The 26,271-nt window shown below is 73.9% G+C and carries 21 protein-coding genes; 13 read left to right on the top strand and 8 right to left on the bottom strand.

Annotated features, from left to right (window positions below; translation table 11 throughout):
* Nucleotides 1-125: 125 nt before the first annotated feature.
* The 8 genes from ACIA8N_RS21280 (at nucleotide 126) to ACIA8N_RS21245 (ending at nucleotide 10,692) form a co-directional block, all read left to right on the top strand.
* Nucleotides 126-2,204: a right-handed parallel beta-helix repeat-containing protein gene (locus ACIA8N_RS21280; RefSeq protein ID WP_365783574.1), complete on the top strand. Its 2,079-nt coding sequence runs from the start codon at nucleotides 126-128 to the stop codon at nucleotides 2,202-2,204.
* Nucleotides 2,201-3,064: a hypothetical protein gene (locus ACIA8N_RS21275; RefSeq protein WP_365783572.1), complete on the top strand. Its 864-nt coding sequence runs from the start codon at nucleotides 2,201-2,203 to the stop codon at nucleotides 3,062-3,064. Before ACIA8N_RS21280 ends, ACIA8N_RS21275 begins: the two co-directional genes overlap by 4 nt.
* 26 nt (nucleotides 3,065-3,090) lie before the next feature.
* Nucleotides 3,091-4,383 (top strand): hypothetical protein, encoded by a 1,293-nt coding sequence (locus tag ACIA8N_RS21270; RefSeq protein WP_365783684.1) that lies wholly within the window; start codon nucleotides 3,091-3,093, stop codon nucleotides 4,381-4,383.
* Nucleotides 4,384-4,513: 130 nt separating this feature from the next.
* Nucleotides 4,514-5,242 carry a TetR/AcrR family transcriptional regulator gene (locus ACIA8N_RS21265; protein ID WP_365783570.1) on the top strand — a complete coding sequence of 243 codons (729 nt, stop codon included), beginning with the start codon at nucleotides 4,514-4,516 and terminating at the stop codon, nucleotides 5,240-5,242.
* Between the two features lie 74 nt (nucleotides 5,243-5,316).
* A complete protein-coding gene (locus ACIA8N_RS21260) occupies nucleotides 5,317-7,557 on the top strand; it encodes a molybdopterin-dependent oxidoreductase (RefSeq protein WP_365783568.1) in 2,241 nt (746 codons plus the stop codon).
* 167 nt (nucleotides 7,558-7,724) lie between these two features.
* Nucleotides 7,725-9,161, top strand: coding sequence for a citrate:proton symporter (locus ACIA8N_RS21255; protein ID WP_365783566.1), 1,437 nt, complete (start codon nucleotides 7,725-7,727; stop codon nucleotides 9,159-9,161).
* Nucleotides 9,162-9,305: 144 nt separating this feature from the next.
* Nucleotides 9,306-9,959, top strand: a complete 654-nt coding sequence (locus tag ACIA8N_RS21250; protein ID WP_365783564.1) for a hypothetical protein — start codon at nucleotides 9,306-9,308, stop codon at nucleotides 9,957-9,959.
* Entirely contained in the window at nucleotides 9,946-10,692 is a 747-nt protein-coding gene (locus tag ACIA8N_RS21245; protein WP_365783561.1) for a class F sortase, read from the top strand. The genes ACIA8N_RS21250 and ACIA8N_RS21245 overlap by 14 nt, the downstream gene beginning before the upstream one ends.
* Nucleotides 10,693-10,758: 66 nt before the next feature.
* Here ACIA8N_RS21245 and ACIA8N_RS21240 read toward each other — a convergent pair whose 3' ends face one another.
* Entirely contained in the window at nucleotides 10,759-14,145 is a 3,387-nt protein-coding gene (locus ACIA8N_RS21240) for an AAA family ATPase (RefSeq protein ID WP_365783559.1), read from the bottom strand.
* 429 nt (nucleotides 14,146-14,574) lie between these two features.
* On the opposite strand from ACIA8N_RS21240, the gene ACIA8N_RS21235 reads away from it, so the two are divergent.
* Nucleotides 14,575-15,966 carry an aldehyde dehydrogenase family protein gene (locus ACIA8N_RS21235; protein ID WP_365783557.1) on the top strand — a complete coding sequence of 464 codons (1,392 nt, stop codon included), beginning with the start codon at nucleotides 14,575-14,577 and terminating at the stop codon, nucleotides 15,964-15,966.
* A gap of 121 nt (nucleotides 15,967-16,087) precedes the next feature.
* Nucleotides 16,088-17,170 carry a Zn-dependent alcohol dehydrogenase gene (locus ACIA8N_RS21230; RefSeq protein ID WP_365783682.1) on the top strand — a complete coding sequence of 361 codons (1,083 nt, stop codon included), beginning with the start codon at nucleotides 16,088-16,090 and terminating at the stop codon, nucleotides 17,168-17,170.
* Nucleotides 17,171-17,274: 104 nt separating this feature from the next.
* Here the strand turns inward: ACIA8N_RS21230 and ACIA8N_RS21225 are convergent, their stop codons facing one another.
* Both ACIA8N_RS21225 and ACIA8N_RS21220 read right to left on the bottom strand, forming a co-directional pair.
* On the bottom strand, nucleotides 17,275-18,021 hold the full coding sequence (locus ACIA8N_RS21225; protein WP_365783555.1) for a DsbA family protein: 747 nt from the start codon (nucleotides 18,019-18,021) through the stop codon (nucleotides 17,275-17,277).
* 19 nt (nucleotides 18,022-18,040) lie between these two features.
* Complete coding sequence (locus ACIA8N_RS21220; protein ID WP_365783553.1) at nucleotides 18,041-18,979, bottom strand: DMT family transporter; 939 nt, start codon at nucleotides 18,977-18,979, stop codon at nucleotides 18,041-18,043.
* 121 nt (nucleotides 18,980-19,100) lie between these two features.
* Between ACIA8N_RS21220 and ACIA8N_RS21215 the strand changes: the two genes are divergently transcribed.
* Nucleotides 19,101-19,763, top strand: coding sequence for a helix-turn-helix domain-containing protein (locus ACIA8N_RS21215; RefSeq protein WP_365783551.1), 663 nt, complete (start codon nucleotides 19,101-19,103; stop codon nucleotides 19,761-19,763).
* A gap of 82 nt (nucleotides 19,764-19,845) precedes the next feature.
* On the opposite strand, the gene ACIA8N_RS21210 is transcribed toward ACIA8N_RS21215, so the two are convergent.
* Both ACIA8N_RS21210 and ACIA8N_RS21205 read right to left on the bottom strand, forming a co-directional pair.
* Complete coding sequence (locus tag ACIA8N_RS21210) at nucleotides 19,846-20,553, bottom strand: response regulator transcription factor (protein WP_365783549.1); 708 nt, start codon at nucleotides 20,551-20,553, stop codon at nucleotides 19,846-19,848.
* Nucleotides 20,550-21,749: a sensor histidine kinase gene (locus ACIA8N_RS21205; RefSeq protein WP_365783547.1), complete on the bottom strand. Its 1,200-nt coding sequence runs from the start codon at nucleotides 21,747-21,749 to the stop codon at nucleotides 20,550-20,552. The genes ACIA8N_RS21210 and ACIA8N_RS21205 overlap by 4 nt, the downstream gene beginning before the upstream one ends.
* Before the next feature lie 158 nt (nucleotides 21,750-21,907).
* Between ACIA8N_RS21205 and ACIA8N_RS21200 the strand changes: the two genes are divergently transcribed.
* Nucleotides 21,908-22,819 (top strand): ATP-binding cassette domain-containing protein, encoded by a 912-nt coding sequence (locus ACIA8N_RS21200; protein WP_365783545.1) that lies wholly within the window; start codon nucleotides 21,908-21,910, stop codon nucleotides 22,817-22,819.
* Nucleotides 22,820-22,845: 26 nt separating this feature from the next.
* A complete protein-coding gene (locus ACIA8N_RS21195) occupies nucleotides 22,846-23,712 on the top strand; it encodes an ABC transporter permease (RefSeq protein ID WP_365783544.1) in 867 nt (288 codons plus the stop codon).
* Nucleotides 23,713-23,781: 69 nt separating this feature from the next.
* Here the strand turns inward: ACIA8N_RS21195 and ACIA8N_RS21190 are convergent, their stop codons facing one another.
* The 3 genes from ACIA8N_RS21190 to ACIA8N_RS21180 form a co-directional block, all read right to left on the bottom strand.
* The gene (locus ACIA8N_RS21190) at nucleotides 23,782-24,705 is read right to left on the bottom strand and encodes a DMT family transporter (RefSeq protein ID WP_365783542.1); all 924 of its coding nucleotides are present in this window, start codon (nucleotides 24,703-24,705) and stop codon (nucleotides 23,782-23,784) included.
* Nucleotides 24,706-24,805: 100 nt separating this feature from the next.
* Entirely contained in the window at nucleotides 24,806-25,501 is a 696-nt protein-coding gene (locus tag ACIA8N_RS21185) for a winged helix-turn-helix domain-containing protein (protein ID WP_365783540.1), read from the bottom strand.
* An 18-nt stretch (nucleotides 25,502-25,519) separates the two neighbouring features.
* Nucleotides 25,520-26,203, bottom strand: a complete 684-nt coding sequence (locus ACIA8N_RS21180; RefSeq protein WP_030551556.1) for a TetR/AcrR family transcriptional regulator — start codon at nucleotides 26,201-26,203, stop codon at nucleotides 25,520-25,522.
* Nucleotides 26,204-26,271 lie beyond the last annotated feature (68 nt).

Raw genomic sequence — 26,271 nt, 5'->3', positions numbered from 1 at the left:
GGAATCCTATGGGTGACCGTAGGATTCCGCGCGGCTCACGTCAACGGGGTGCCGGCCCGAGCCCCTCCGATCGATCACGGCGCGAGGGGGTCAAAAAAGGTGAACATTGCTCTACTCTCACGCGCATGTCCTGGACCCGAAGGCTCGTCCTCGCGCTCACGGTCGTGCTCGCGGCACTCGCCGCGGCCCTGCTCACCGCCCCCGTGGCCCAAGCCCACGAGGAACGGCCCGTCTCCTTCCCCGACGGCTCCGGCAGCGTGCCGAAGCTCCGCACGGGAGAACCTGATCTGCTCGTCTGCAAGACCGACCGCGCCGCCTTCGAGCGCCGGATCTCCGGCTACCCCGCCGCCCTAAGGGCCCGCAACCTCACCCTCTACGAGCGCTGCGCCCGGAGCGGCTACCGCCACCTCCAGCAGGCCGTCGACGCCGTCGACCGGCCCGGCCTCACCATCGCGATCCTCCCCGGCCTCTACGAGGAGGAGCCCTCACAGCCCCCGCCCACCGGCGCCTGCGCCACCCTCAAGGCCCCGAAGTCCGCCCTCGGCTACCAGATCCTCAGCTACGAGCAGCAGCGGCAGTGCCCCCACAACCAGAACCTCGTCGCCATCCTCGGCAAGAAGAACCTCCAGATCGAAGGCACCGGAGCCTCCCGCCTCGACGTCGTCATCGACGCCGGGTACCGGAAACTCAACGCGCTGCGCGCCGACGGCTCCGACGGCGTCTACTTCCGCAACTTCACAGCCCAGCGCACCACCTTCAACTCGCTGTACGTCCTGGCCGCCGACGGCTTCGTCATCGACGACGTCCTCACCCGCTGGAACGACGAGTACGGCTTCCTCACCTTCGCCTCCGACCACGGCCTCTACAAGAACTGCGAGTCCTACGGCAACGGCGACTCCGGCATCTACCCCGGCTCGGCCTCGAACATCAACGACGGCCGCGGCTACGACGTCCCCCGCTACTCCATCGAGATCACCGGCTGCCGCAGCCACCACAACATGGTCGGCTACTCCGGCACCGCCGGAGACTCCGTCTGGGTCCACGACAACGAGTTCGACCACAACATGGGCGGCGCCTCCATGGACTCCGCCTTCCCCGGCCACCCCGGACTCCCGCAGAACCACGCGAAGTTCGAGCGCAACCTCATCCACGACAACAACCAGAACTACTACCCGTACGTCGCCGACGGCACCTGTGCCAGACCGCCCGTCGAGCGCGGCTACGAACAGGGCGTCGTCTGTCCCCAGATCTCCATGCCCCCCGGCACCGGCATCATCACCGCGGGCGGCAACTGGAACCTCTACGAGGACAACTGGATCTACGGCCACCAGCGCTCCGCCTTCTTCCTCAGCGCCGTCCCCGCCTTCATCCGCGGCGAATCCGCCTGGGGCAAGCAGACCGATACCTCCCACCGCAACCGCTACGCCGGCAACCACCTCGGCGTCGACAGGGCAGGCGCCGCCCGCCCCAACCGCAGCGACGTGTGGTGGGACGGCCAGGGCAGCGGCAACTGCTGGCAGACCGACACCGGCGCCGCCACCCCCGGCGCCCTCCCCGCCTGCGGCCCGAACCGCGGCGACGTCTCAGGGAACACCGACCGGCTCATCGGCGAACCCGTCAAACTCGCCCAGCTCCTCGTCTGCGCCGACTACAGCGTCCAGGCGCGCCGCCTCCCCACCGGCTGCGACTGGTACGGCTCCCGCGGCCTCCAGCGCGTCGAGACCCAACTCGCCCTCGGGGGCGCCCTCGTCCTGGCCCTGGCAGGCCTCGCCCTCTGGTGGCGCCGACTGCGCGACAGCCGGCTCGCGGGAGCGGCCACCCTCCTCGGCCTCGCGGGCCTGGCCCTCGACGTCGCCGGCTCCACCCTCGCCCTCACGCCCACCGCCGTCCCGGCCCTCGCGCTCCTCCTCACCGGCGCCTGGTGGACCCTCCTCGGCCTCGCCCTGCGCTCCGGCCGCCCCGTCCTCGCCCGGGTCACCGTGACCCTCGGCGCCCTCACCCTGCTCGACGCCTTCGACAAGGCGATCCTGATGATCCCGGGCATCCCGGTGAGCCCGGCCTGGCTCCGCCTCCTGCTCGGCGTGGTCTGGGTCCTGTGGGCGGTGGTGGCGGCGGGAGGCCGCGGACCCGGTTCCCCGGAACAGGAGCCGCCGGCAGCCCCGCGTACCGATGCGGTGTCCGCACACGGGGAGGAAACGGCATGACGCGGCCTCGCGACGTCGCGCCGCTGATGGTGGTCCTGGTCGTCGCCGCACTCGCCCTTGTGGGCTGCGGCGGCCGGGCCACCACCCATCACAAGCCCGGGACCAGCCACGAGGAGGCCACCGGCAGCAGCGGCACCCTGCTCCCGGCCCGGGACGAGGGCGGGCACCGGCTCCGGGAACTCCCGGCGGCGGACGCGCCCGCTGTCCGGGCCGAGGCCCGCCCCGACAGCGAGGGCGGCTGGAACATCCACCTCACCGTGGAGAGGTTCCGGTTCACCCCCGAGAGCACCGGCGGCGCGGCCCTCCCGGGCCGTGGCCACGCCCGTCTCCTGGTCGACGGCCGGGAGACCGCCCGCCTGTACGGCCCCTGGGGGTACGTGCCGGCGGGTGGCCGCACCCTGACCGTCCGGCTCCACGCGGACGACCACACGGTCTGGGCCGCCGCCGGCGCCCCCGTCCAGACCACCGTCCGCCTGGACACCACCCCCGCCTCGTCCCCACCCACCTCGCCGGCCCCCGCCTCCACGGCGCCCGCACCCTCCACCTCCGTGAGTCCGCGTCCGACCGGGTCCCGCGCACCCGGTCCCGGTCCCGGTCCCGGCCGGACCGTCACCCTCGCCCTCACCGGAAAGACCGTCTCGCCACCCCCTTCCCGCATCGAGTTGAAGAAGGGTGAGCACCTCACCCTCCGTGTCACCAGCGACCGCGCCGACACCCTCCACGTGCACGGCTACGACCGTGAGCTGCCGCTCTCTCCCGGAACGCCCGCGACCCTCACCCTCACCGCGGACCGCACCGGCCTCTTCGAGGTGGAGACCCATGAATCGGGCCTCGTGCTGACCCAACTCGTCGTCCGGTGACCGCCATCCACGCCGCCTACGCCGCCATCCACGCCGCCGCCCCCGCGCCCACCCCCGGACTTCCGCTCGCCCACGGCGTGGGCTCCCGGCACGACCTCCCCCTCTCTCCCTTCTACGCCTACGCCGGCGCCTTCGCCGCGCTCCTCGTCTCCTTCCTCGCCCTCGGCCTGCTCTGGTCCTCCTCCCGCTTCAGGGGCGACCTGGCCGGGCGCCCGCTGCCCGCCGCCCTCCAGCGGACGGCCGACTCCCCGGCCCTCCGTACCGCCCTGCGCCTCCTCGGTGCAGCCGCCGCCCTGCTCTTCCTCCTTCACCTCCTCCTCGGCCCCGATGACCCGGACCGCAACCCCGCGCCCGGCGCCCTCTACGTCCTGCTCTGGGTCGGGCTCGTGCCCGCCTCCCTCCTCCTCGGCCCCGTCTGGCGCCTCCTCAACCCCCTGCGCGCCCTCCTCTCCCTGCACCCGCCCCGGAGCCCCCGCCCCGTGCCCGCCGCACTCGGCATCCGTCCCGCCGCCGCCGGGCTCCTCCTCTTCACCTGGCTCGAACTCGTCGTCCCCGACAACACCTCCTCCTCCACCCTCCTGACCGCGCTCGCCTTCCATGTCGGCGTCCAGCTCCTCGGCGCCGCCCGCTACGGCGACCGGTGGTTCGCCCACGCCGACCCCTTCGAGGTGTACTCCTCCCTTCTCGCCCGCCTCTCACCGCTCGGCCGCCGCTCCGACGGCCGACTCGTCCTGCGCTCCCCCTTCCACGGCCTCGACGCCACCCCGCAGACCCCCGGCCTGGTCGCCACCGTCTGTGTCCTGCTCGGCTCCACCGCCTACGACGGCCTCTCCGACAACCCCCGCTGGATCACCACCCTCCAGACCTCACCCCTCGGCCCGACCCCCACCGCCACACTCGGCCTCCTCGCCGTCGTCGCCCTCGCCGCCGCCTGCTACGGACTCTGCGCGGGCGCCCTGCGCCTCGTGAACCGCACACTCACCACGCCTCTCACCTCCTTCGCGCACTCGCTCCTGCCCATCGCCGTCGGCTATCTCGCCGCCCACTACTTCTCGCTCTTCGTCACCGAAGGACCACGCACAGTCATGATGGCAGGGGGCACTGACAACGCCTCCGCGCCCGCCCCGTTCCCGGGTCCCGGCGGCCTCGCGACCCTCCAGGTCGCCGCGATCGTCACGGGTCACGTTCTCGGTGTCGTCGCCGCCCACGACCGGTCCGTGCGCCTCTTCCCGCCCGACCGGGCCGTCGCGGGCCAACTCCCGCTGTTCGCGCTGATGATCGCGTACACCCTCGGGGGCATCGGCCTGCTGATCGCCTGAGCCCCCTGCCCCCCTGCCCCCCTGCCCCGCTGCCGCGCCGCCCGCCGCCCGCCGCCTGTCACCCCGACACCCGAGGCGGGCCCGGTCGCCCTCGCCCGCCGATCGCCCCGAGCCCGACCGGAGCGGCATCATGGTTCCCGTGCCCCAGACCCGCCCGCAGACCCCGCCCTCGCTCCGCCGGACCCCCGTCCAGCAGCGCAGCGCCGAGCGGCTCGCCCGCATCCTCGACGCCTGTGCCGAACTGCTCGACGAGACCGGCTACGAGCAGCTGAGCACCCGAGCCGTCGCGAGCCGCGCCGGCGTTCCCATCGGCTCCGTCTACCGCTTCTTCGGCAACAAGCGGGCGATGGTCGCCGCCCTCGCGCACCGCAACCTCGACGAGTACGCCCGGCGGGTCTCGGACCGCCTGGCCGCCGCGCCGCTCCTCGACGCCTACGGGGCCATCGACAGCGTCCTGGACGAGTTCATCGCGATGAAGCGGACCGTCCCCGGCTTCGCGCTCGTCGACTTCGGGGTCCCGGCCACCGCGTCCGGCGAGGGCGCGGGCGAGGGCGAGGGGGATGGAGGCCGTGCCGGAGGGGATGGCGGAGAAGCGGGCGGAGAGGAGGGCGCCGGGGCTTCCGCGGGGAGCCTCGCCGAGGACCCCAACCGGCAGGTCGCCGAACGCCTCTGCGCCCTCCTCGCCACCCACCTGAACCGTCCCGCCGACGACGACCTGAGGCGGAAGGTCCTGGTCGGGGTCGAGACGGCCGACGCCCTCGTCCGGCTCGCCTTCCGTACGGATCCCGCCGGGGATCCGGCGCTGATCGACGAGACCCGCCAACTGCTCCACGCCTATCTGGCGCACTGGCTCGCGTAACCTGCCGCACCCCCTCCCGAACGTGCCTACCGGTCGGTATGCTCGGCGACCCGACCTCGCCCCAGGGAGACCCCATGTCCACCGCCCTGCGCATCTGTCCCCTCTGCGAAGCGACCTGCGGACTGACCCTGACCATCGAGGGGACCCGCGTCACCGGTGCGCGCGGCGACCGCGACGACATCTTCAGCCAGGGGTTCCTCTGCCCCAAGGGCGCGGCCTTCCCCGAGGTCGACGCCGACCCGGAACGGCTCCGCGGCCCCATGGTCCGGAAGGACGGGCGTCTCCAGGAGGCCACCTGGGAGGAGGCGTTCGACACGATCGCCGCCAGGATCCGTCCGCTCGTCGAGGAGTACGGGCCGGATGCCGTGGGTATCGTCCTGGGCAACCCCAATGTGCACACGATGGCCGGCGCCCTCTACCCGCCCCTGCTGCTCGGCGCGTTGCGCACCAGGAACCTCTTCACGGCGTCCACGATCGACCAGATGCCCAAGCACGTCTCCAGCGGCCTGCTGTACGGGGACCCTTTCGCCATCCCCGTACCGGACCTGGACCGCACCGACCACCTGCTGATCCTCGGAGCCAACCCCCTGGACTCCAACGGAAGCCTGTGCACGGCCCCCGACTTCCCCGGCAGGCTCAAGGCACTGCGCCGGCGCGGCGGCACCCTCACCGTCGTCGACCCCCGACGGACCCGCACCGCCCGCCTCGCCGACCGGCACGTCGCCATCCGTCCCGGCGCCGACGCGCTACTCCTCGCCGCGCTCGTCCACACCCTCTTCGAGGAGGGACTCGCCGACCTAGGCCAGCTCGCCGACCAGGTGGAGGGGGTCGAGGAAGTACGGGCGGCGACCGCGGAGTTCAGCCCCGAGGCCGTCGCCGCCGCCTGCGACGTGGACGCGGACACCATCCGCGCCCTCGCCCGGGAACTGGCCGCCGCGCCCACCGCCGCCGTCTACGGGCGGATGGGCAGCTCCACCGTGGCGTACGGCACCCTCGCCAACTGGCTCGTCGACGTGCTCAACATCCTCACCGGCAACCTCGACCGGCCCGGCGGCGCCCTCTTCCCGCTCTCCGCCACCACGCCCGCCCCCCGCCCCGCGGGCCCCGGCAGGGGCTTCGACCTCGGCCGCCGGCACAGCCGGGTCTCCCACCACCCGGAGGTGAAGGGCGAGTTGCCCCTCGTCGCGCTCGCCGAGGAGATCGAGACGCCGGGGGAGGGGCGGATCCGGGCCCTGATCACCGTCGCCGCCAACCCCGTGCTCTCCGCCCCCGACGGCAACCGCCTGGACCGGGCCCTCGACTCCCTCGACCTCATGGTCGCCGTCGACCCCTACCTCAACGAGACCACCCGCCACGCCGACGTCCTGCTGCCGCCGCCCCCGCCGTCCCGCAGCGCCCACTTCGACTTCGCCTTCAACGGGTTCGCCGTCCGCGACCAGGTCCGCTACACCCCGGCGGTCGTCCCCCTCGAAGCGGACGGCATGGACGAGTGCGAGATCCACGCCCGGCTGATCCTCGCCGTCTCCGATGGGGGTGCCCCCTGGTCGAGCGAAGCCGAGAGCTCGGGGGAGCACGGCGCGCCGCCGTCGGCCGTGGACGACCTCGCCGTCGACACCACCCTCGCCAAGGCCGTGACCCAGGAGCACTCGCCGGCGTACGGCGCCGACCCCAAGGAGTTCGCCGCCCGGCTCACCGGGGAGACCGGGGCCGAGCGCCGGCTCGACCTGATGCTCCGCCTCGGACCGTACGGGCTCACCCTCGACGAGCTGCGGGCGCACCCGCACGGCATCGACCTCGGCCCGCTGAAGCCGCGCCTCCCCCAGGTGCTCAAGACCCGCAGCGGGCGGATCGAGCTGTTGCCCGCACCCCTCGCCGCCGACCTGCCGCGGCTGCGCGCCGCGCTCGACGCCGTACCCGACGAGGGCACCCTCCAGCTCGTCGGGCGCCGGCACCTGCGCTCGAACAACAGCTGGCTGCACAACGTTCCGGCCCTCGGCGGCGGCTCGAACCGCTGCACCCTCCAGGTGCACCCCGAGGACGCGGCCCGGCTGCGGCTGACCGACGGCGGCCTCGCCCGGGTCAAGGGCGCGGGCGGCGAGCTCGACGTGCCGGTGGAGGTGACCGACGGTGTACGTGAGGGCGTGGTGAGCATTCCGCACGGCTGGGGCCACGACCGGCCGGGCACCCGGCTGTCCGTGGCGTCCGCCCGCCCCGGCGTCAACGTCAACCAGCTGCTCGACGGGTCACTGATCGACCCGCTGTCGGGGACCGCCGTTCTGAACGGCTTCCCCGTCGAGGTGTCGCCCCTGCCGTGACCCCCAGGGCGGCCATCGGCGCGCCCTCAATCGCGACCCCTTCGCTGACCTGGGGTTTTGCTCGTATTGCTCACGCGTCAACATCTTGTTAACGGCAGAAGAGGACACCTACCGTCATCCGGACCGCCGCTCGGCGGCAGTTCAACGGTGAACGTGAGGTGTCCTCCATGCTGACCGTCCTCGGCTTCGCCATGATCGCGACCTTTCTGGTTCTGATCATGATGAAAAAGATGTCGCCGATCGCGGCGCTCGTGCTGATCCCGGCGCTCTTCTGCGTCGCGGTCGGGCAGGGGGCCCAGCTCGGCGACTACGTGATCGAAGGCGTCGGCAAGCTGGCGCCGACGGCCGCGATGCTGATGTTCGCCATCGTGTACTTCGGCGTCATGATCGACGTGGGCCTCTTCGACCCGATCGTCCGGGGCATCCTGCGCTTCTGCAAGGCCGACCCCGTCCGGGTCGTCGTGGGCACGGCCGTGCTCGCCGCGATCGTCTCGCTGGACGGTGACGGCTCCACGACCTTCATGATCACCGTCTCGGCGATGTATCCGCTGTACAAGAGGCTCGGTATGAGCCTGGTGGTCATGACGGGTGTCGCCGCCACTGCCAACGGCGTGATGAACACCCTGCCCTGGGGTGGTCCGACGGCCCGCGCCGCGACCGCGCTGAAGCTGGACGCCGCCGACATCTTCGTACCGATGATCCCCGCGCTCGGCGCGGGCCTGCTCTTCGTCTTCGCCCTCGCGTACGTCCTCGGGCGCCGGGAGCGCAAGCGCATCGGCTACCTCACGCTCGACCAGGTCCTGGTGCCGGAGCCCGGGACCGGGACCGTGCTGGTCGCGGCGGGCGGCGGGGGTGCCGACCCGGCCAGGAAGGCGGCCGGCGGTTCCGGTGACGCCCCGGGCGCGCCCACCCCCTCGGGAGCGGGAGCAGTGAAGGCAGCGGACGACGGCGCGGACGAGGGGTTCCAGGGCCTCGACCCGAACCGTGCGACGCTCCGGCCCAAGCTGTACTGGTTCAACGCCGGCCTGACCGTCGCACTGCTCACCGCGATGATCCTCGAACTGATGCCGATCCCGGTCCTGTTCCTCCTCGGCGCCGCGCTCGCGCTCACCGTCAACTACCCGAACATGGCCGAGCAGAAGGCCCGCATCGCCGCCCACGCCGACAACGTCCTCAACGTCGCGGGCATGGTCTTCGCCGCCGCCGTCTTCACCGGTGTCCTGACCGGTACGGGCATGGTCAAGCACATGGCCGACTGGCTCGTCGGCGCCATCCCCGAGGGCATGGGGCCGTACATGGCCCTGGTCACCGGTGTGCTCAGCCTCCCGCTCACCTACTTCATGTCGAACGACGGCTTCTACTTCGGTGTCCTGCCGGTCCTCGCGGAGGCGGGTGCCGCCCACGGCGTGTCCCCCCTGGAGATCGCCAGGGCCTCGCTGGTCGGTCAGGCCCTGCACATGTCGAGCCCGCTGGTTCCCGCCGTGTACGTCCTCGTCGGGATGGCGAAGGTGGAGTTCGGCGACCACACCCGGTTCACGGTGAAGTGGGCCGCCCTGACCTCGCTGGTCGTGCTCGCGGCCGGGATCCTCTTCGGGATCATCTGACCCCTGGTGAGGGGTGAGTGGGCCGGACGGGTGGACACAGGGAACGACGCGGCCGGGTCGCCACCCTCTGTGTCCATGTCGTGACAGATAGTCGGATTATCGCAGTAAGTGTCCGATCTGCTCACGACTGGAGGACCTTCCACCATGACCACTCCCACCACCCGCACCCTGCTCCGCGCCACACTCGCCACGCTGGCGCTCGGCGGAGTGACCCTCGCCGGGGCCCAGTCGGCCGTCGCCGCCCCCGGTGACAACGGTGACGTCAAGGTGCACAAGTTCACCACCCCCAACAGCAGCCAGGTCAACGAGCCGCACGTCGGGTGCCCGTTCCGCCTCGCCGCCTTCAACTTCGACGGCCTGCAGAGCCTCCACTACGAGATCTTCCCGCAGCCGGGCGAGCCTGGTAACCAGGACGACTCGGTGAGGGACGGCGACATCTCCGTCAACGCGAACGGCGACGGAGCCACGGGTCCCATCTTCCTGAAGACCGGCATGTACAAGGTCGAATGGACGTGGGAGGGCCAGCAAGGCGCGGCCAAGCAGAAGGTCTTCCGGGTCACCTGCCTGCCGATCAACGGACCCACCACCGGCGGCAACGGCGGCCCCGGGGGCGGCCCCGGCGGCCACGGCAAGCCCCCGCACGGCCCGGTCGGCGCGGGCGGTGGCGGCAGCGCGCAGATCGCCGCCGAGGACACCTCCAGCTTCGGCATCGGGGCGGCCATCGCCGCCGGCGTCGCCGGTACGGCCGGACTCGTCATGATCCGCCGCTCGCGCCGCCGCAACGATGGCGCCGCGTAGGCCGTCCCGCCTCACGCGCAAGCGGCGGCGCCTGCTCCGGCTCGCCAGGACCGTCACGGTCACCGTGGTCCTGGTGGGCGGAGGGGTCTGGTGGGCCGGCGGCGAGGAGCCGGCCCACCAGGCGCGCGCCGCCGCCCCGGGCGCCGCGGGTGGGGCCGGGGCGGTCGCGGCGGCCGGAGCGCCGGCCGCCCTCGACCACAAGGCCAAGCCCAAGGCGCGGCCGAAGGCCACGCCGCCGCCCAGGCCGGCGCCGCCGCCCGCGCCGCTGGCCCGTTCGCGTCCCACCGCCCTGGCCGTACCGGCCATCACGATCGAGGCGCCCGTGATCGATCTCGGTCTCGACGGGGCGGGCCGGCTCGCCACGCCGCCGGTCGACAACCCGCAGGTCGTCGGCTGGTACGCGAACGGTGCCACGCCCGGTGAGCGGGGCACCGCGGTGGTCGTCGGCCACCGTGACACCCGCACCGGACCCGCCGTCTTCCTGAACCTCGACTCGCTCAGCCCCGGCAACACCGTCCGGGTCGCCCGCGCCGACGGCAGGGTCGCCGTCTTCACGGTCGACCGGGTCCGCACGTACGCCAAGACCGAATTCCCCGACAAGGAGGTGTACGGCTCCACGGGGCGGCCCGAACTGAGGCTGCTGACCTGCGGCGGAGCCTTCGACCGCAAAGCGGGTTACGAATCGAACATCGTCGTCTTCGCCCATCTCACCGACATCGCCCGGAAGATCTGACCGGCCACCCGGGCCCGCAGCACCACGCCCCGACCGACGGAAGCCAGCCGCTCCGTCGGCCGGGCGTCACTTCGTACAGGGCCGACCCCTGCTCCCGTCCGGAGCGGCCGGCCCACGGGCGCACGCCACCCGGCGGACGCCCGCCGGGTACGGCAGCCCCTCCGCCAGGGCGGTCGCCCGGTCGAACTCGGCGGCGGACTCCCGGGTCCGGCCGAGTTCCGCGAGCGCGGCGGCGTGCGCCGTACGGGCCTCGGTCTCGGCGAGCCGCTCCCCGGCCCGCTCCGCGCGCGCCGCCTCCGCCCCCGCCGCATCTGCGGCCTCCCCGGCCCGGCCGCACGCGAGGAGCGCCCAGGCCGTCAGATGCGCGGCACCGGTCTCCCGGTACCCCGCGAGGAGCCGCAGCGCCTCCTCCGGCCTGCCCTCCCGGACGGCGAGCTCGGCCCGCGCCGACCGCACCTCGTAACCCGCCTGGTGGTCCCCCTGGGCCAGGGCCGTCCGCTCGGCGGGATCGAGCAGCTCGGCTCCGCCCGGCTCGCCGCCGCCGCCCGATTCGGCCGTCCGCATCCGTACGCGGGCGAGCGCCACCAGGGCGTACGGCGCGCACCACTCGGCGTGCGACCCGATGTCCCGCACCGCCGTCTCGGCGAGCCGGCGCGCCTCGGACACCTCCTCCACCAGGAGATGGAGCTCCGCGAGGTTCGCCCGCTCGAAGACCGTCGCCGTCGGGTCGCCCGAGCGCTCCGCGAGTGCGAGCGCCCGGCGGCCCGTGTCGATCGCCTCCCGCAGCCGCCCCGCCCGCCGGGCCGTCTCGCGCAGCACCGAGAGCACCGAGGCCAGCAACTGCGGGTCGCCGTACGCCTCCGCGTGCGGCAGCGCCCGGTCCGCGACCGGCCCCGCCTGACCGAACCGGCCGGCGAGACCCAGCGAGGTCGCCTGCGCGGCCAGCGCCCTGGCAAGCAGCCCGCGCCGCTCCGGCCCCGTCACCGCCTGCGCCGCCTCCTGCGCGGTCCGCGCGGCGGCGACACCCTCCTCGTAACGGCCCGCGACGAAACACAGCACCCCGCGGGCCAGGTGGTGGGCGCTCGCCACCGCCGCCGGGGTGTCCGGACCGGGCGGGCAGGCGTCGAGCAGCCGGAATCCGTCCTCCGCCCCGCGGGTCTTCGGCGCGAGCTCCGCGAGCCGCGCGGCGGCCAGGACACGGCCGTCCGCGTCCCCGCGCCGGCCCAGCTCCTCCAGCGCCTCGCCGAGCAGCCGTGCCGCCTCGTCGAAACGGCCGAGGCGGCGCAGCACGGCGCTGCGGTCGATCCGGGCGCGCGCGGCGTCGGCGGCCAGCGCGTCGAGCCGGCCGGTGAGTTCGGCGTAGTAGCGGTCCGCGGTGTCGTTGGCGTAGAGCGCCGCCGCCCGCTCGGCCGCCTGCCGCAGATAGGCGGTGGCGCGGGGGTCGTCCGCCCGGGTCAGATGGGTGGCGAGCGTGTCCACGGCCGCCGGGCGGCGGCGCAGCACCGCCTCCGCGTACGCCGAGTGCAGCAGCCGGCGCCGGACCGCGGACAGGCTCTCGTAGCAGGTCAGCCGTACCAGCGGGTGACGGAAGGCGAGACCGGCGACCGGCCGGCCCTCGGAGACGACCTGCCGCTCCTCGACCACCGAGGCGGCGACGGCCGCCTCCACGGCCTCCGTCGCCTGGGCCGCCGACAGCCGTGGATGACCCGCGCGCCTGGCGACGTCGAGGACCTCGGTGAGGGCCGCGTCCTGGCCGGCGACCGCGACGGCGTCGACCACCCGGCGGGCCGCGGGGCCCAGTCGGCCCAGGCGTTCGGCCACGAGCTGGCGGACGCCCTCCGGGGCGCAGGACCGGCCGTCCTCGGTCCCTACCGCGCGCGCGAGTTCGAGCGCGAACAGCGGATTGCCGAGGGACAGCTCCCACACCCGCTCGGGAACGGCGCTCCCGGTGCCCAGCGCGTCGGCCGTCAGCGCCAGACACGCCTCGCGGGAGAGCCGGGGCAGCTCGATCGCGCCGGCGAGGGACTGGCGGAGCAGCAGGTCGAGCACGTGGCGGCGCGGGTCGGCGGCGGGAAGTTCCTCCGGGCGGAGGGTGGCGAGAAATCGCCAAGCCCTTCCCCCCTCCCGGGCCCGGCGGGCAAGATGGCCGAGGAGCTGGAACGAGCCCGTGTCCCCCGCGTGGAGGTCGTCCAGCACCACCATCACGGGCCGCTCCGCCGCCAGTTCTCCGAGCAGCCCCGCCGTCGCCCGGAACAGCCGGTCCCGCTCCTCCTCGGGACTGCGCCCGCCCCCGACAGGCACCCGCCCCAAGGACGGCAGAAGCGCCGCCAGTTCGGGATACTCCGTCCCCGTCCTGGCCAGTTCCGCCGTAGACCGGCCGGCGAGCCAGCCGTCCAGCGCCTCGGCGAACGGACCGTACGGCGTGTGGCCCTCCGCGTCGTGACCCGCGCCCCACAGCACGACGGTGCCCTCCGCCGCTGCCCGCCGCGCCGCCTCACCGGCCAGCCGGGTCTTGCCGAGCCCGGCCTCCCCCGTGAGCAGCAGAACGGGCGGAGAGCCGTCGGCGAGGAGCCGGGCGAGGAGCTCGTCCCGGCCGCGCAGCGGAGTGCCGGGCGGCTGACGCACCACGGCAGGCAGCGTGGGCCCCACCGACCGGGAGGCCGGTGGGGGCGAGGACGCGGCCGCGAGCGCCGCCCGGTGGAGGCGCTCGGTCTCCGGACCGGGCCGCATGCCGAACTCCGCGTCCAGTGCCTCCCGGCACAGGTGGTACTGGGCGACGGCCCGGCGCCGCAGGCCTTGCCGGACGTACGCCCCGATCAGGATCCGGTGCGCCTCCTCCTCGGCGGGGGCCGCCACGAGGACCTGCTCGGCCGCGGCGACCGCCTCCTCGGGGGAGCCGGCCGCCAGATGGGCTGCCGCGAGCGCCACCAGGGTGCGTTCACGCAGGGCGGTGAGGCGCTCGCGGCGGGCCGCGGCCCAGGGCGCGTACCGGTCCTCGGGCAGCAGTTCGCCCGTGAACGCCTCCAGGGCGGCGGCCAGTCCGGCGCGCCCGCCTCCGGCGAGCGCCGCCTCCGCCAGGGACTCCGCCTCGTCGGCGTCGATCCGTACCGTCCGCGGATCGAGGCGCAGCAGCGCACCCTCACCCGTCAGATAGGAGGACGCCGCCCGGGGTGCCAGCTCGGGTTCGATCGCCCGGCGGGCCGCGTGGAGCGCCACGCGCAGACTGCCGAGCGCGGCCTGCGGATCCGCGTCCGGCCAGCAGATCTCCAGCGCCTGCTCACGGTGGAGACTGTGGCCGGGGGAGACCGCGAGCAGTTTCACCAGCGTCCGGGCGCTCGGACGCGGCCAGCGCTCCGCGAGGGGCGGCCCGCCGTGCCGGTCGACCCGGAACCCGCCGAGGAGATGGATCCGCAGCACCGGAGGTGCGCCGCTCGCTGGTATGTCTGCGCTCATGAGTGCGCCCACTGTAATTGGATGCCCTGTGCAGCGGAACGGCGCCGTCCGGTGTAGGCGGGAGACCTTCGCCCGGCGGTCCGGACGGGTCGCACGCGCGGGCCGGCCACCCGTCAGCCGTTCCCCCGGGGGTCGGCCGGCGGGCCCGCCCGTCACCGTGCCGTGCGTCGAGCCGTCCTGGAGCGCCGGGGCGGCACGACCGGGTGGCGTGGGGACGCGCCGCGGGGTGAGACCGGGGGCACTCCGACAGACCCTGGCGCCAGAAAACTAACAGCGCTAGTTTGGGAGCTCGGGACCGAGGGAGCCGGTGACCGGGCGACCGGCCGGTGACCCGGCGACCGGCCGTGCGGCAGAGTGGTCGGCACGTCCGACCTGCCCCGCACCGACTCGGCAGGCAATGGTTCGGCAGGCAACGTGAGGAGACAGCGGATGAAGGCCCACGACGCGATGTACATCGGCGGGGAGTGGCGACCCGCCTCCTCCACGGACACCATCGCCGTGACCAACCCGTCGGACGAGCAGGTCATCGGGCACGTCCCGGCCGGCACCGCGGAGGACGTCGACGCCGCCGTACGCGCGGCCCGCGCCGCGCTGCCCGACTGGGCCGCGACCCCGCCCGCCGGGCGCGGCGCCCGCATCGCCGCCCTGCGCGACGCGCTGGCCGCCCGCGCGGAGGAGATCGCCGCCACCGTCACCGCCGAACTCGGCGCGCCGCCGCAGCTCGCCGCCGCCGTCCACGCGGGACTGCCGATCGCCGTGGCGGGCACGTACGCGGAACTGGCCGCCACCCATCCCTTCGAGGAGAAGGTCGGCAACTCCACCGTCTACTCCGAGCCGGTGGGCGTCGTCGCCGCCATCACCCCCTGGAACTACCCGCTCCACCAGATCGTCGCCAAGGTCGCCCCGGCCCTCGCGGCCGGCTGCACCGTCGTCCTCAAGCCCGCCGAGGACACCCCGCTCACCGCCCAGCTCTTCGCCGAGGCCGTGCACGAGGCGGGGATCCCCGGCGGCGTCTTCAACCTGGTCACCGGGCTCGGCCCGGTCGCCGGCCAGGCGCTCGCCGAACACCCCGACGTGGACCTCGTCTCCTTCACCGGCTCCACCGCCGTCGGCCGCCGCATCGGCGCCCTCGCAGGCGGGGCCGTCAAGCGGGTCGCCCTCGAACTCGGCGGCAAGTCCGCCAACGTCATCCTGCCCAGCGCCGACCTCCCGAAGGCCGTCGCCGTCGGCATCGCCAACGTCATGTCCAACTCGGGCCAGACGTGCAGCGCCTGGACCCGGATGCTGATCCCCGCCGACCGGTACGAGGAGGCGGTGGCCCTCGCCGCCGAGGCCGTCGCCAAGTACGTCCCCGGCGAGCGCGTCGGCCCCCTCGTCAACGCCAAGCAGCGGGAGCGCGTACGCGGGTACATCGAGAAGGGCATCGAGGAGGGCGCCCGGCTCGTCGCGGGCGGTCCCGAGGCGCCGCGCGAGACCGGCTACTACGTTTCCCCGACCGTCTTCGCCGACGTCACCCCGGAGATGACCATCGCCCAGGAGGAGATCTTCGGGCCCGTCGTCTCGCTCCTCCGGTACGAGGACGAGGCCGACGCGCTCGCCATCGCCAACGGCACCGTGTACGGCCTCGCCGGGGCCGTCTGGGGCGAGCCCGAGGAGGCCGTGGCCTTCGCCCGCCGCATGGAGACCGGCCAGGTCGACATCAACGGCGGCCGGTTCAACCCGCGGGCCCCCTTCGGCGGGTACAAGCAGTCCGGGGTGGGCAGGGAACTCGGCGCACACGGCCTCTCCGAGTACCTCCAGACCAAGTCCCTGCAGTTCTGACTCCCTGCAGTTCTGACTCCCTGCGGTTCTGAGTCCCTGCGGTTCTGAATCGCCGCAGTCCCGAGTCCCTCCAGTTCCGCGTCCTTCCGGTTCCGAGTTCCGAGGAGCACCGCACGTGAGCGTGATCCGTGCCGCAGTCCTGCCCGCCGTCGGCTCTCCCCTGGAGATCACCGGCATCGAGCTGCCCGAGCCCGGCCCCGGACAGGTCCGGGTCAGGCTCGCCGCCGCCGGCGTCTGCCACTCCGACCTGTCCCTCACCAACGGCACCATGCGTCTGCCGGTCCCCGCCGTCCTCGGGCACGAGGGAGCGGGCACCGTCATCTCGGTCGGCGAGGGCGTCACCCAGGTCGCCCCGGGCGACGCCGTCGTCCTCAACTGGGCCCCGTCCTGCGGGAACTGTCACCCCTGCACGCTCGGCGAGGTCTGGCTCTGCGTCGACGCCCTGGCCGGAGCCGCGAACGTCCACGCCCGTACCCAGGACGGCACCGAACTCCACCCGGGCCTCAACGTCGCCGCCTTCGCCGAGGAGACGGTCGTCGCCGAGAAGTGCCTCCTGCCCGTCCCCGACGGGATCCCGCTCACCGACGCCGCCCTGCTCGGCTGCGCCGTCCTCACCGGCTGGGGCGCCGTCCACCACTCCGCCCGGGTACGGGAGGGCGAGTCCGTCGCGGTGTTCGGTGTCGGCGGGGTGGGCCTGGCCACCCTCCAGGCCGCCCGGATCGCGGGCGCGTCCACGATCGTCGCCGTCGACGTCTCCCCGGAGAAGGAGGCGCTCGCACGGGCCGCGGGGGCGACCGAGTACGTCGTCGCCTCGGAGACCACGGCGAGGGAGATCCGGAAGCTGACGGGAGGCCAGGGCGTCGACGTGGCCGTCGAATGCGTCGGCCGCGCCGTCACCATCAGGACCGCCTGGGAGTCCACCCGGCGCGGCGGTCGGACCACGGTCGTCGGCATCGGCGGCAAGGACCAGCAGGTCACCTTCAACGCCCTGGAGATCTTCCACTGGGGCCGTACCCTCACGGGCTGCGTGTACGGCAACTCGAACCCGGCCGAGGACCTGCCGGTGCTCGCCGAACACATCAGGGCCGGGAGGTTCGACCTCGGCGCGCTCGTCACCGAGCGGATCACCCTGGACGGCATCCCGGGCGCCTTCGACAACATGCTCGCCGGCAAGGGCGGCCGCGCCCTGGTCGTCTTCCCCTGACGGACCCCGGGGGCCCGCACCGACCTCGCGTCGGTGCGGGCCCGTGCGGGCCCGTCGCCGGTGGCCCTTCGGCCCTTCGGCCCTTCGGCCCTTCGGCCATGCGGCTATTCAGCGGCGGCCCGACGCAGGATGTCCTCGTACACCTTCGGGTCGTCCGAGACGATCACCGGCCAGCCGATGCCGTAATCGCCCGCCCAGCCCACGTCGATGCCGGGATTGGCGTGGTCGGAGCCGTCGGGCAGGAACAGGTGCGGGCTGCAGTCGATCCGGTCGCTCCCGGCGAGCGCGGCCTGGTCCGCGAGCGCCCGGCGGGCCCGCCCGTCGTCCAGCGCCTCGGTGAGGGCGTCGACGTCGACCACGCCGGTGTCCGCGGCCACGTCGAGGATCACCCTCCGGTTGGCGACGCAGCGGGACTCGGCCCAGAACGCCCGGCGAAGCCCGAGGTCCAGCTGCTCCGACGCGTTCAGGCCCTGCTCCTTCGCCGCGAGCACGGCCTCCAGGGCGGGCAGGGTCGTCGAGGGGTAGAGCCAGTCCTTGGCCTGCCACAGCTGCCATCCGGCGTCCGGCTCCAGGACGGCCATCCTGGCCACCTCGCTGTCCGTGCCGGGGCGCGGGCTGGGGGCGTCGTTGAGCAGTTCGAGCGGGAAGGCGCGCAGGTCGAAGGAGACCCGCTCCGTCAGGCCCAGACGGGCCCGGGTCGTGTGCAGCCGGTGGACGGCGATGTGCGCGAAGGAGCACCAGATGTCGGCGAAGACGGTGATGATCCCGCGCGGTGGGATCAGGTCGACGGCGCTCGCGTCGGTGCTGCTCGGAGTGGTGCTGTCAGCGGCGGTGCTGTTCGGTCCGGACATGCTTCTCCTCGGGTGTCGGTCAGACGAGCTGGATGGTCAGGGAACCGGCGACCAGCAGGCCGAGACCCAGGGCGCGCGGCTTCGTGAGGGCACGCCGCGGGAGTGCGAACAGGCCCTTGTGGTCGATCAGCGCCGAGGTGAGCTGCTGTCCCGTCACGGTGAGCGCGATGGTCACGGCCGCCCCGATGGAGGGGATGAGCAGGAAGGTGCCGGTGACGTAGGCGGCGGCGCAGGCGCCACCGAGCCAGCCCCACCAGGGCATCTTCTTCAGCGGGGCGATCCTGGGCCTGGGCGTCCGCCGGGTCGCGCAGAGCACGAGGAGGACGACGGCGATGGTGAAGGTCGCCACGGCGAAGCTGATCACGGCGACGGTGAGGGGCTCCTTGAGCTGCGCGCGCAGCTGGGCGTTAACCGCGCCCTGTACGGGAAGCGCGGCACCGGCGAGGACGCCGAGGGCGAGCAGGCCGGTCCGGCCGGCGCTCGACGTCCTGGGGGCGCCGGGAGGGGCGGCGGCCTTCATGCCCCGGACGATCACGACGATGCCCGCGAGGACGGCCACGGCGCCGCCGACGATCCCGGCGCTCAGGTCCTTCTGTTCGAGGCCGAGGAGGCCGAAGAGGTCGAGCGCGAGCGAGGCGAACATCTGGCCGGTGACGAAGAGTCCGACGGCCGCGAGCGCGCCCAGGCGTGGGAAGAGCAGGATGCCGCTGGTGATGTAGAGCGGACTGGCCAGTCCGCCGAGCAGTTGCCAGACCTCGACGTCGGGCAGCTTGCCGAGCGCGCCGAGGGCTCCGGCGGCCACCGCGAGCACGGTGAGGAGACCGGTCGCGACGCCGAGCTGGATGGTCGAGGCGCCGTACGGCGTGCCGACGGCCGAGTTGAGCTGGAGGTTCACCGAGGCCTGGACGGCCAGGAGGCAGCCGACCAGCAGGGCCGCGACGAGGAGCGCGGGGTGCATCTGGATCTCCCTGGGGCGGGATGGCGAGCTGTAAATGGACACTGCGTCCGTTTAGCATGCCATGTGCCTGTCCAAGCGGACAAGGTGTCCACTTGTTCTCCGGGGAAGTAGGGTCTGGTCCATGAGCGAGGACGAGCAGCGCGGACGTGGAGCCGCCTCCGTGCACCGGATGGGCGGGCTCCTCGGCGATCTCCAGGCGCCCGGCGACCAGCAGGTCGCCCCGCGCCGACGCGCGGACGCGGAACGCAACCGCGCCCAGATCCTGGCCGCCGCGGAGCGGCTCTTCGCCGAGCAGGACCCCCGGTCGGTCACCATGGACAAGATCGCCAAGGCGGCAGAGGTCGGCCGCGCCACGCTGTACCGGAGCTTTCCCGACCCGTCGTCGGTCGCCGTCGCCCTGCTCGACGAACACGAGCGCCGGCTTCAGGGGCAGCTGATCTACGGGCCGCCGCCGCTGGGCCCCGGCGCCCCCGCCGGTGAGCGGCTCGCCGCGTTCTGTCTGGCGATGGTCGACCTGCTCGAACGTCATCTGCCGCTGGCGCTCGGGGCGGAGACCGGCCCCGTGCGCTTCCGGACGGGCGCCTACGGCTTCTGGCGCGTCCACGTCCGCACGCTGCTCGTCGACCACGGGATCCGGGACCCGGACCCGCTGATCGACATCGTGCTCAGCCCGCTGTCTCCCGAGGTGTTCCGGTTCCAGCGGCACGAACTCGGGCTGTCGACCGAGCGCATCGGCCGGTCCCTCGCCGACTTCGCCCGCCAGCTGCTGCGCTCGGGAGAGTGAGCGGGGCCGCAGCGCCCCGTGTTCCGGGCCATGCCCGTGTTCCGGGCCATGCCCGTGTCCCGGCTCATGCCCGTGTCCCGGGTCATCCCTGAGGCGCGGTGACCAGCCTCAGCTCGTACGCGGTGATGACCAGCTGCACCCTGTCCCGGGCGTCCAGTTTCGTCAGCAGCCTGCTCACATGGGCCTTCGCCGTGGCCACGCTGATGTGCAGCTGCGAGGCGATCTCCGCGTTGGACAGGCCACGTCCGACCAGGGTGAGCACCTCCCGCTCGCGCGCGGTGATCCCCTCCGTGGGCCGCGGCGGCGGGGCGGCGGCGGGGCGGGCCGCGAACTCCGCGATCAGGCGGCGGGTCACGCTCGGCGCGATGAGGGCGTCGCCCGCCGCGACGGTCTCGATCGCGGCGAGGATCTGGTCCATGTCCATGTCCTTGACGAGGAAGCCGCTCGCACCGGCCCGCAGCGCGCCGTAGACGTACTCGTCGTCGTCGAACGTGGTGAGGACGAGGACCTTCGGCGGCGTGCCGGGGCTCGCGGTGATCCGCCGGGTGGCCTCGATGCCGTCCATGCCCGGCATCCGGATGTCCATCATCACCACGTCCGGCGCCAGCTGTTCCGCGAGCCGTACCGCCTCCTCGCCGTTCGCCGCCTCGCCCGCCACCTCCAGCCTGGGGTGATCGGCGATCAGCACCCGCAACCCGTGCCGGACCAGCGGCTGGTCGTCGGTCAACAGCACCCGGGTCAGCCGGTCTCCGCCGGCACCGGGAAGGTCGTCGGGCGGCACCCGCGTCATCCGGTCACCGCCGGTACGGGGAGCCGGGCCGCCACGCGGAAACCGCCCCCGGCGCGCGGCCCGGCCGTGAACTCGCCGTGCAGCAGCGCCGCGCGCTCCCGCATGCCCGTAAGGCCGTAGCCGGCGGCGCCGGGCAGGCCGGCCGGGCCGTGGCCCTCGTCGGTGACCTCGATGGACAGGTCGTCCGCACGGCGCTCGACGGTCACCCGGCAGGCGTCGGCGCCCGAGTGGCGGACGACGTTGGTGAGGGCCTCCTGGACGATGCGGTACGCGGACAGCTCGATCTCCGCGGGCAGCGGCCGCAGTTCGCCCCGCCAGTCGATGTGCACCCGCACGCCCGCGTCGCGGGTGCGCTCCGCAAGCCCGTCGAGATCGGCGAGCACCGGTGCCGGGCCGAGCGGGGCGCCCCCGTCCGCGGGGTCCGCCTCCCGCAGCGCGCCGAGCATCCGGCGCAGGCCCGCCAGGGTGTCGCGGCTGGTCTCCTCGATGGCGGCGAGGGAGTTGCGGGCCTCCGCCGGCTGGGTGTCGATGACGCGCCGCCCCACCCCGGCCTGGATGGCGATGACGCCGATGCTGTGCGCCACCATGTCGTGCAGTTCCCGGGCGATCCGCAGCCGTTCCGCGATGACGGCCCGCTCCGAGGCCCGGTCCCGCAGGGCGGCCGCGTGCCGGCGGCGCTCGCCGGCCGAGTGGCCGAGCGTCCAGGCGGTGACCGTCATCAGGGCCAGGAGGGCCGAGACGGTGAGGAACGACGAGGCGTAGTAGGCGGCTGCCCCGATCTGCGCTCCGAGCGCCACGAGCGCGGCGCAGGCCGCCGTCGGCCGCGACCGGGTGGCGGCGATCCGTCCGACGGCGAGACCGGTGAGCACGGCCTGCAGATACGCGATCTGCCAGGCCTGTGTCCGCGCGCCCGCCGTGCCGCCGTGGAAGCCCTGCCCCGCGGCCATGATCGAGTTCGCCAGGACGGTCGCCGTGAAGGAGGCGGTGAGCAGGAGCGCCAGGGCGGGCAGCGGCCGTCGCCGCATCAGGGGCAGGAGCAGTACGGCGGGCAGGGCGGCCGTCACCAGCCGCACGCCGGTCAGTTCGGTGCCGGTGTTCAACGTGACGACGTACAGCAGGACGACGTAGACGATGCCCGCGCACCAGGCCGCGACCTCGGCGAGGAGCGACCGCGAAGCATCCTGAGGGGCCTTCATGCGCAGCTCACCTGCGGGGCTTTCATGCGCCGATCATAGGGAGGCGGTCCGGCCCGGGCATCGGCCCGTGGGCGTAATCCCGTGGGCTACCCCCGGCGCCCCGACGGTGGCCGGCGGCCCGATGCCCGCGGGGGGTCCGCCCCGGCAGCGTGGACACCGTGATCGAAGCGACCGAACTCATCAAGCGCTACGGCGGGACCACCGCCGTCGACCGCCTGTCCTTCACCGTCCGCCCGGGTGTGGTCACCGGGTTCCTGGGGCCGAACGGTGCCGGCAAGACCACCACCCTGCGGATGGTCCTCGGCCTGAACCGGCCCACCGGCGGCACCGTGACCGTCGACGGGCGGCCGTTCGGCGACCGTCCCCGTGGCCTGCGCCACGTCGGCGCCCTCCTCGACGCCCATGACGTGCACGGCGGTCGGACCGCCCGCGCCCATCTGACGGCGCTGGCGGTCGGCAACGGGCTGCCGCGCCGACGGGTGGCGGAGGTCCTCGCGGAGGTGGGCATGGCCGACGCGGCGGGCCGCAGGATCGGCGGCTTCTCCCTGGGGATGAAGCAGCGGCTCGGCATCGCCGCCGCCCTGCTCGGCGATCCGCCCGTCCTGCTCTTCGACGAGCCGCTCAACGGCCTCGACCCGGAGGGCGTGGGCTGGGTGCGGAACCTCTTCGGGCGCCTGGCGGGCGAGGGCCGCACCGTGCTCGTCTCCAGTCATCTGATGCGTGAGATGGAGCAGACCGCGGAGGAGCTGATCGTCATCGGCCGCGGCAGACTGATCGCGGCGGAGAGCCTGCGGGACTTCGCGACCCGCGGCGGGGAGCCGCGGGTGAGCCTCCGTACGCCCGACGCGGACGCCCTGTCCGGGGTGCTGGCGGAAGAGGGTGCGGTGGTACGGGCGGAGCCCGGCGGGGCGTACACGGTGACCGGTCTGCCCGCCGACCGCATCGGCGAGCTGGCCTTCGCGCACGGGGTGCGGCTGCATGAACTCAGCCCGCGGGCCGCCTCCCTGGAGGAGGCCTTCATGGAACTCACCGCCGGGAGCGTCGAGTACGCCGCGGGGACAGCCCGATGACCTCAGTGCTGCGCAGGAGCCGCCCGATGACCCCCGTACTCGACGACGCCCCGGCCGGGGCGCCCGCGCGCTCCCGGCACCTCCTCGCCGCCGAGTGGATCAAGCTCTGGTCGCTGCGATCCACGTCATGGGTGCTCGGCGTCGGAGCGCTGACCGTGATCGGCATCAACGTGAACTCCGCCGCGTCCAACGCGGACCGGCTCGGGCGGCAGGGCCAGTCGTCGGCGGAGCCGCCGACGGAGGCTCCGGACGACGGCCCGCTCTTCCTGTTCGATCCGCTGCACACGGCGTTCGTCGATCCCGCCTGGCAGCTGTTCGTGATCATCGCCGCCGCCGTGGGGGCGATCGTGGTCTTCGGCGAGTACACCACCGGGCTGATCCGTACGACCTTCGCCGCGGTCCCCGACCGGCGGGGAGTGGTCGCCGCCAAGCTGACCGTGGTGTCGGCGGTCATGCTCGCGCTCGGCACACTGGTCTCCGCCACCTCCTTCGGCGTGACCCAGATGCTTCTGCGCGACCACGGCGGCCTGTCGCTCGGCGACCCGGGCGCCCTGCGCGCCGTGGTCGCGGGCGCCCTCCTCGCCCCGCTCTGCGCGCTGGTCGGTATGGCGGTGGGTGCGGCGGTCCGGCACGCCGCCGGGTCCGTCGTCACGGTCGTCGGCCTGCTGTTGCTGCTGCCGGCGCTCTTCGGGGGCGAGCGCTATCGCTGGGTCAAGGAGATCGGCAACGCCATGCCGCTCAGCGCCTGGCAGCGGCTCGTGACGAATCCGGAGCGGGCGCACGACCTCGGCAGATATCCGCTGACCGTCACCGAGGCGTGGATCGTGTACGGAGCGTGGACCGCCGCCGCGGTGGCCGCCGCGGTGCTGGTGGTACGGCGCCGGGACGTGTGAGCGCCAGGGGCCCGGCGCCCACGGGAGCGGGCGTCGGGTCGGGCGACACCGGCCCGGCGCCCCGGCCCGTCAGGGGGATTCGGCCGCTCCGGCACCGACGGACGCCCGGGACCGCGAGCGGGAGACGGCCACACCGGCCAGGCACAGCGCGCCCCCGGCGAGGGTGAGAAGCCCGGGCAGCTCGCCCAGGAACATCCACGCCATCAGCACGACGAGGGCGGGTACGGCGTACGTCGTCGCTCCCATCCGTCCGGCGGTCGTACGGGCCAGGGCGTAGGCCCAGGTCGTGAACGCGAGCGCGGTCGGGAACACGCCCAGATAGATCATGTTCAGCGTCGCGGACAGCGGCGCGCGGCCCGCCTCCTCGACCAGCTGCCCCGCGAACGGCAGACAGGCCACCGCCCCCACCAGACAGCCGAAGGTGGTCACCTGGAGCGCGCTGCCGTGAGCGAGCGCCGGCTTCTGGGCCACCACCCCGCCCGCGTACGCCATCGCCGCGAGGACGCAGAGCAGCACCCCGAGCACCGAGGCGTGTCCGCCGGAGGAGCCGTCGTCCGCCGCGGACATGGACAGGCCCACGGTCACCGCGCCCGCGAAGGACACCGCCATGCCGGCGAGCAGCCGGGGCGGCAGCGACTCCCCGAGGAACCGGGCGCCGAGCAGGGCGATCAGGATCGGTCCGATGTTCACCACCATCGCCGCCGTGCCCGCGTCGACCTCCTGCTCGCCCCAGTTGAGCACCACCATGTAGACCCCGAACCAGAGCAGGCCCGAGACCGCGATCCCCCGCCAGGCCGCTCGCGGCGGCAGCCCCTCCCGCCGGATCAGGAGGACGGCCCCCAGGACCAGGACCCCCGCGAGCAGCCGCCCGAGCGCGAGAGCGCCGGGCGAGTAGGCCGTCCCTGCGCTGCGGATGGAGACGAAGGCGGAGGCCCAGAGGACCACGGTGACACCGGCGGCGGCGAGCGCAAGGCGTGAGGATTGCTTCTGCATGGCTCGACCGTAGGGCGCGGACGCTTCGGCGTTCACCGCAATATCGCCCCGGGCCCGTGCGACCCACGACCCCGCGCCCACGATGGTGCGCCCGCCCGCGTCACCGGAGCGCCGCCGGAGCGATGCCCAGGGACGCGTACAGCGCGCCCTCGCCCTCCTCGGTCACCTTCACGGCCCGCTCCGACCCGATGCGTACGCACCATCCGGCGTCCAGCGCGTGCCGGCACAGCGCGGCGCCGGCGACGCCCGCGAGATGCGGCTTCCGCTCGGTCCAGTCGAGGCAGCCGCGCGCGACGGGCCGCCTGCCCCGGCGTACGAGGGGAACGCCGAGGTCGTCGAACCAGGCCAGGCCCCGGTCCGTGAGCGCGAAGCCGGTGTCCTGGCGAAGCAGTCCGCGCGCGGTCATCGCCTCGGTGACGACGATGCCCAGCCGTCCCGCGAGGTGGTCGTAACAGGTCCGCCCCCGGGCCATCGCCCGCCCCGCGTTCGCGGCCCGAAGCGAGCGGGGCGGCGCGGCCACCGCCGGTTCGGACCGGACGGCCAGGTCCTCGACGAGGTGCGCGATCCCGGGGTCGGCGAGGCGTACGTACCGGTGGCGCCCCTGCCGCTCCTCCGCGAGGACCCCGCCGGAGACCAGCTTTCCGAGGTGCTCGCTCGCGGTGGACGGCGCCACACCCGCGTGCCGGGCGAGTTCCCCCGCGGTCCAGGCCCGTCCGTCGAGCAGGGCGAGCAGGAACGCGGCGCGGGTCTCGTCCGCGAAGAGAGCCGCGAGGGCGGCGAGGTCACTGGCTGCCATGCGTCAAGGATCCCGCGCTCACGCTTCGGCGGCGGCCGAAGTGTCGGGGCGGGCCGGGGGGCGTCGGCCGAGGGTCTCGTACTGGAGCCTGAGCCCGTCGAGCAGGGCCCGCAGGCCCGTGTCGAAGGCGCCTTCGTCGACCTTCTGGCGGTGTTCCGCGAGAAGGTGCGCCTGGCCGAGGTGGGGGTAGTCGGCCGGGTCGTAGGCCGACTCGTCGTCGACGAACCCGCGGGCGAAGGAGCCGAGCGCGGAGCCGGTGATGAAGTACCGCATCAGGGCACCGATGGAGGTGGCCTGGGCCGGTGGCCAGCCCGCGCGGACCATCGCCCCGAAGACGGCGTCCGCGACCCGCAGGCCGGCCGGGCGGCGGCCGGGGCCCTGGGCGAGGACCGGGACGATGTGGGGGTGGTCGGCGAGGGCGGCGCGGTAGGAGACGGCCCAGTCGTGGAGCGCCGAGAGCCAGTCGCGGCCGTCGTCCTCCGTGAACATCGACAGGTCGATCTTCTCGCTCACCGCGTCGGCGACGGCGTCGAGGATCTCGTCCTTCGTGCGGAAGTGGTTGTAGAGCGAGGGGCCGCTCACGCCGAGTTCGGCCGCGAGCCGGCGGGTGGAGAGCGCGCCCAGGCCCTCCGCGTCCACGAGCGCGCCCGCCGTCTCGACGATGCGGTCTCGGCTGAGCAGGGGCTTGCGCGGTCGGGCCATGGCGCACATAGTAGGCCTGCGCTCAAAAACTAGCAGTGGTAATTAACGGGACCGGACGAGGTGATGCA

This window comes from Streptomyces sp. NPDC051822 (assembly GCF_044452745.1).
Lineage (GTDB): Bacteria > Actinomycetota > Actinomycetes > Streptomycetales > Streptomycetaceae > Streptomyces.
The sequence above is the reverse complement of the archived record's forward strand: the minus strand, read 5'-3'. Positions and strand labels throughout refer to the sequence as shown.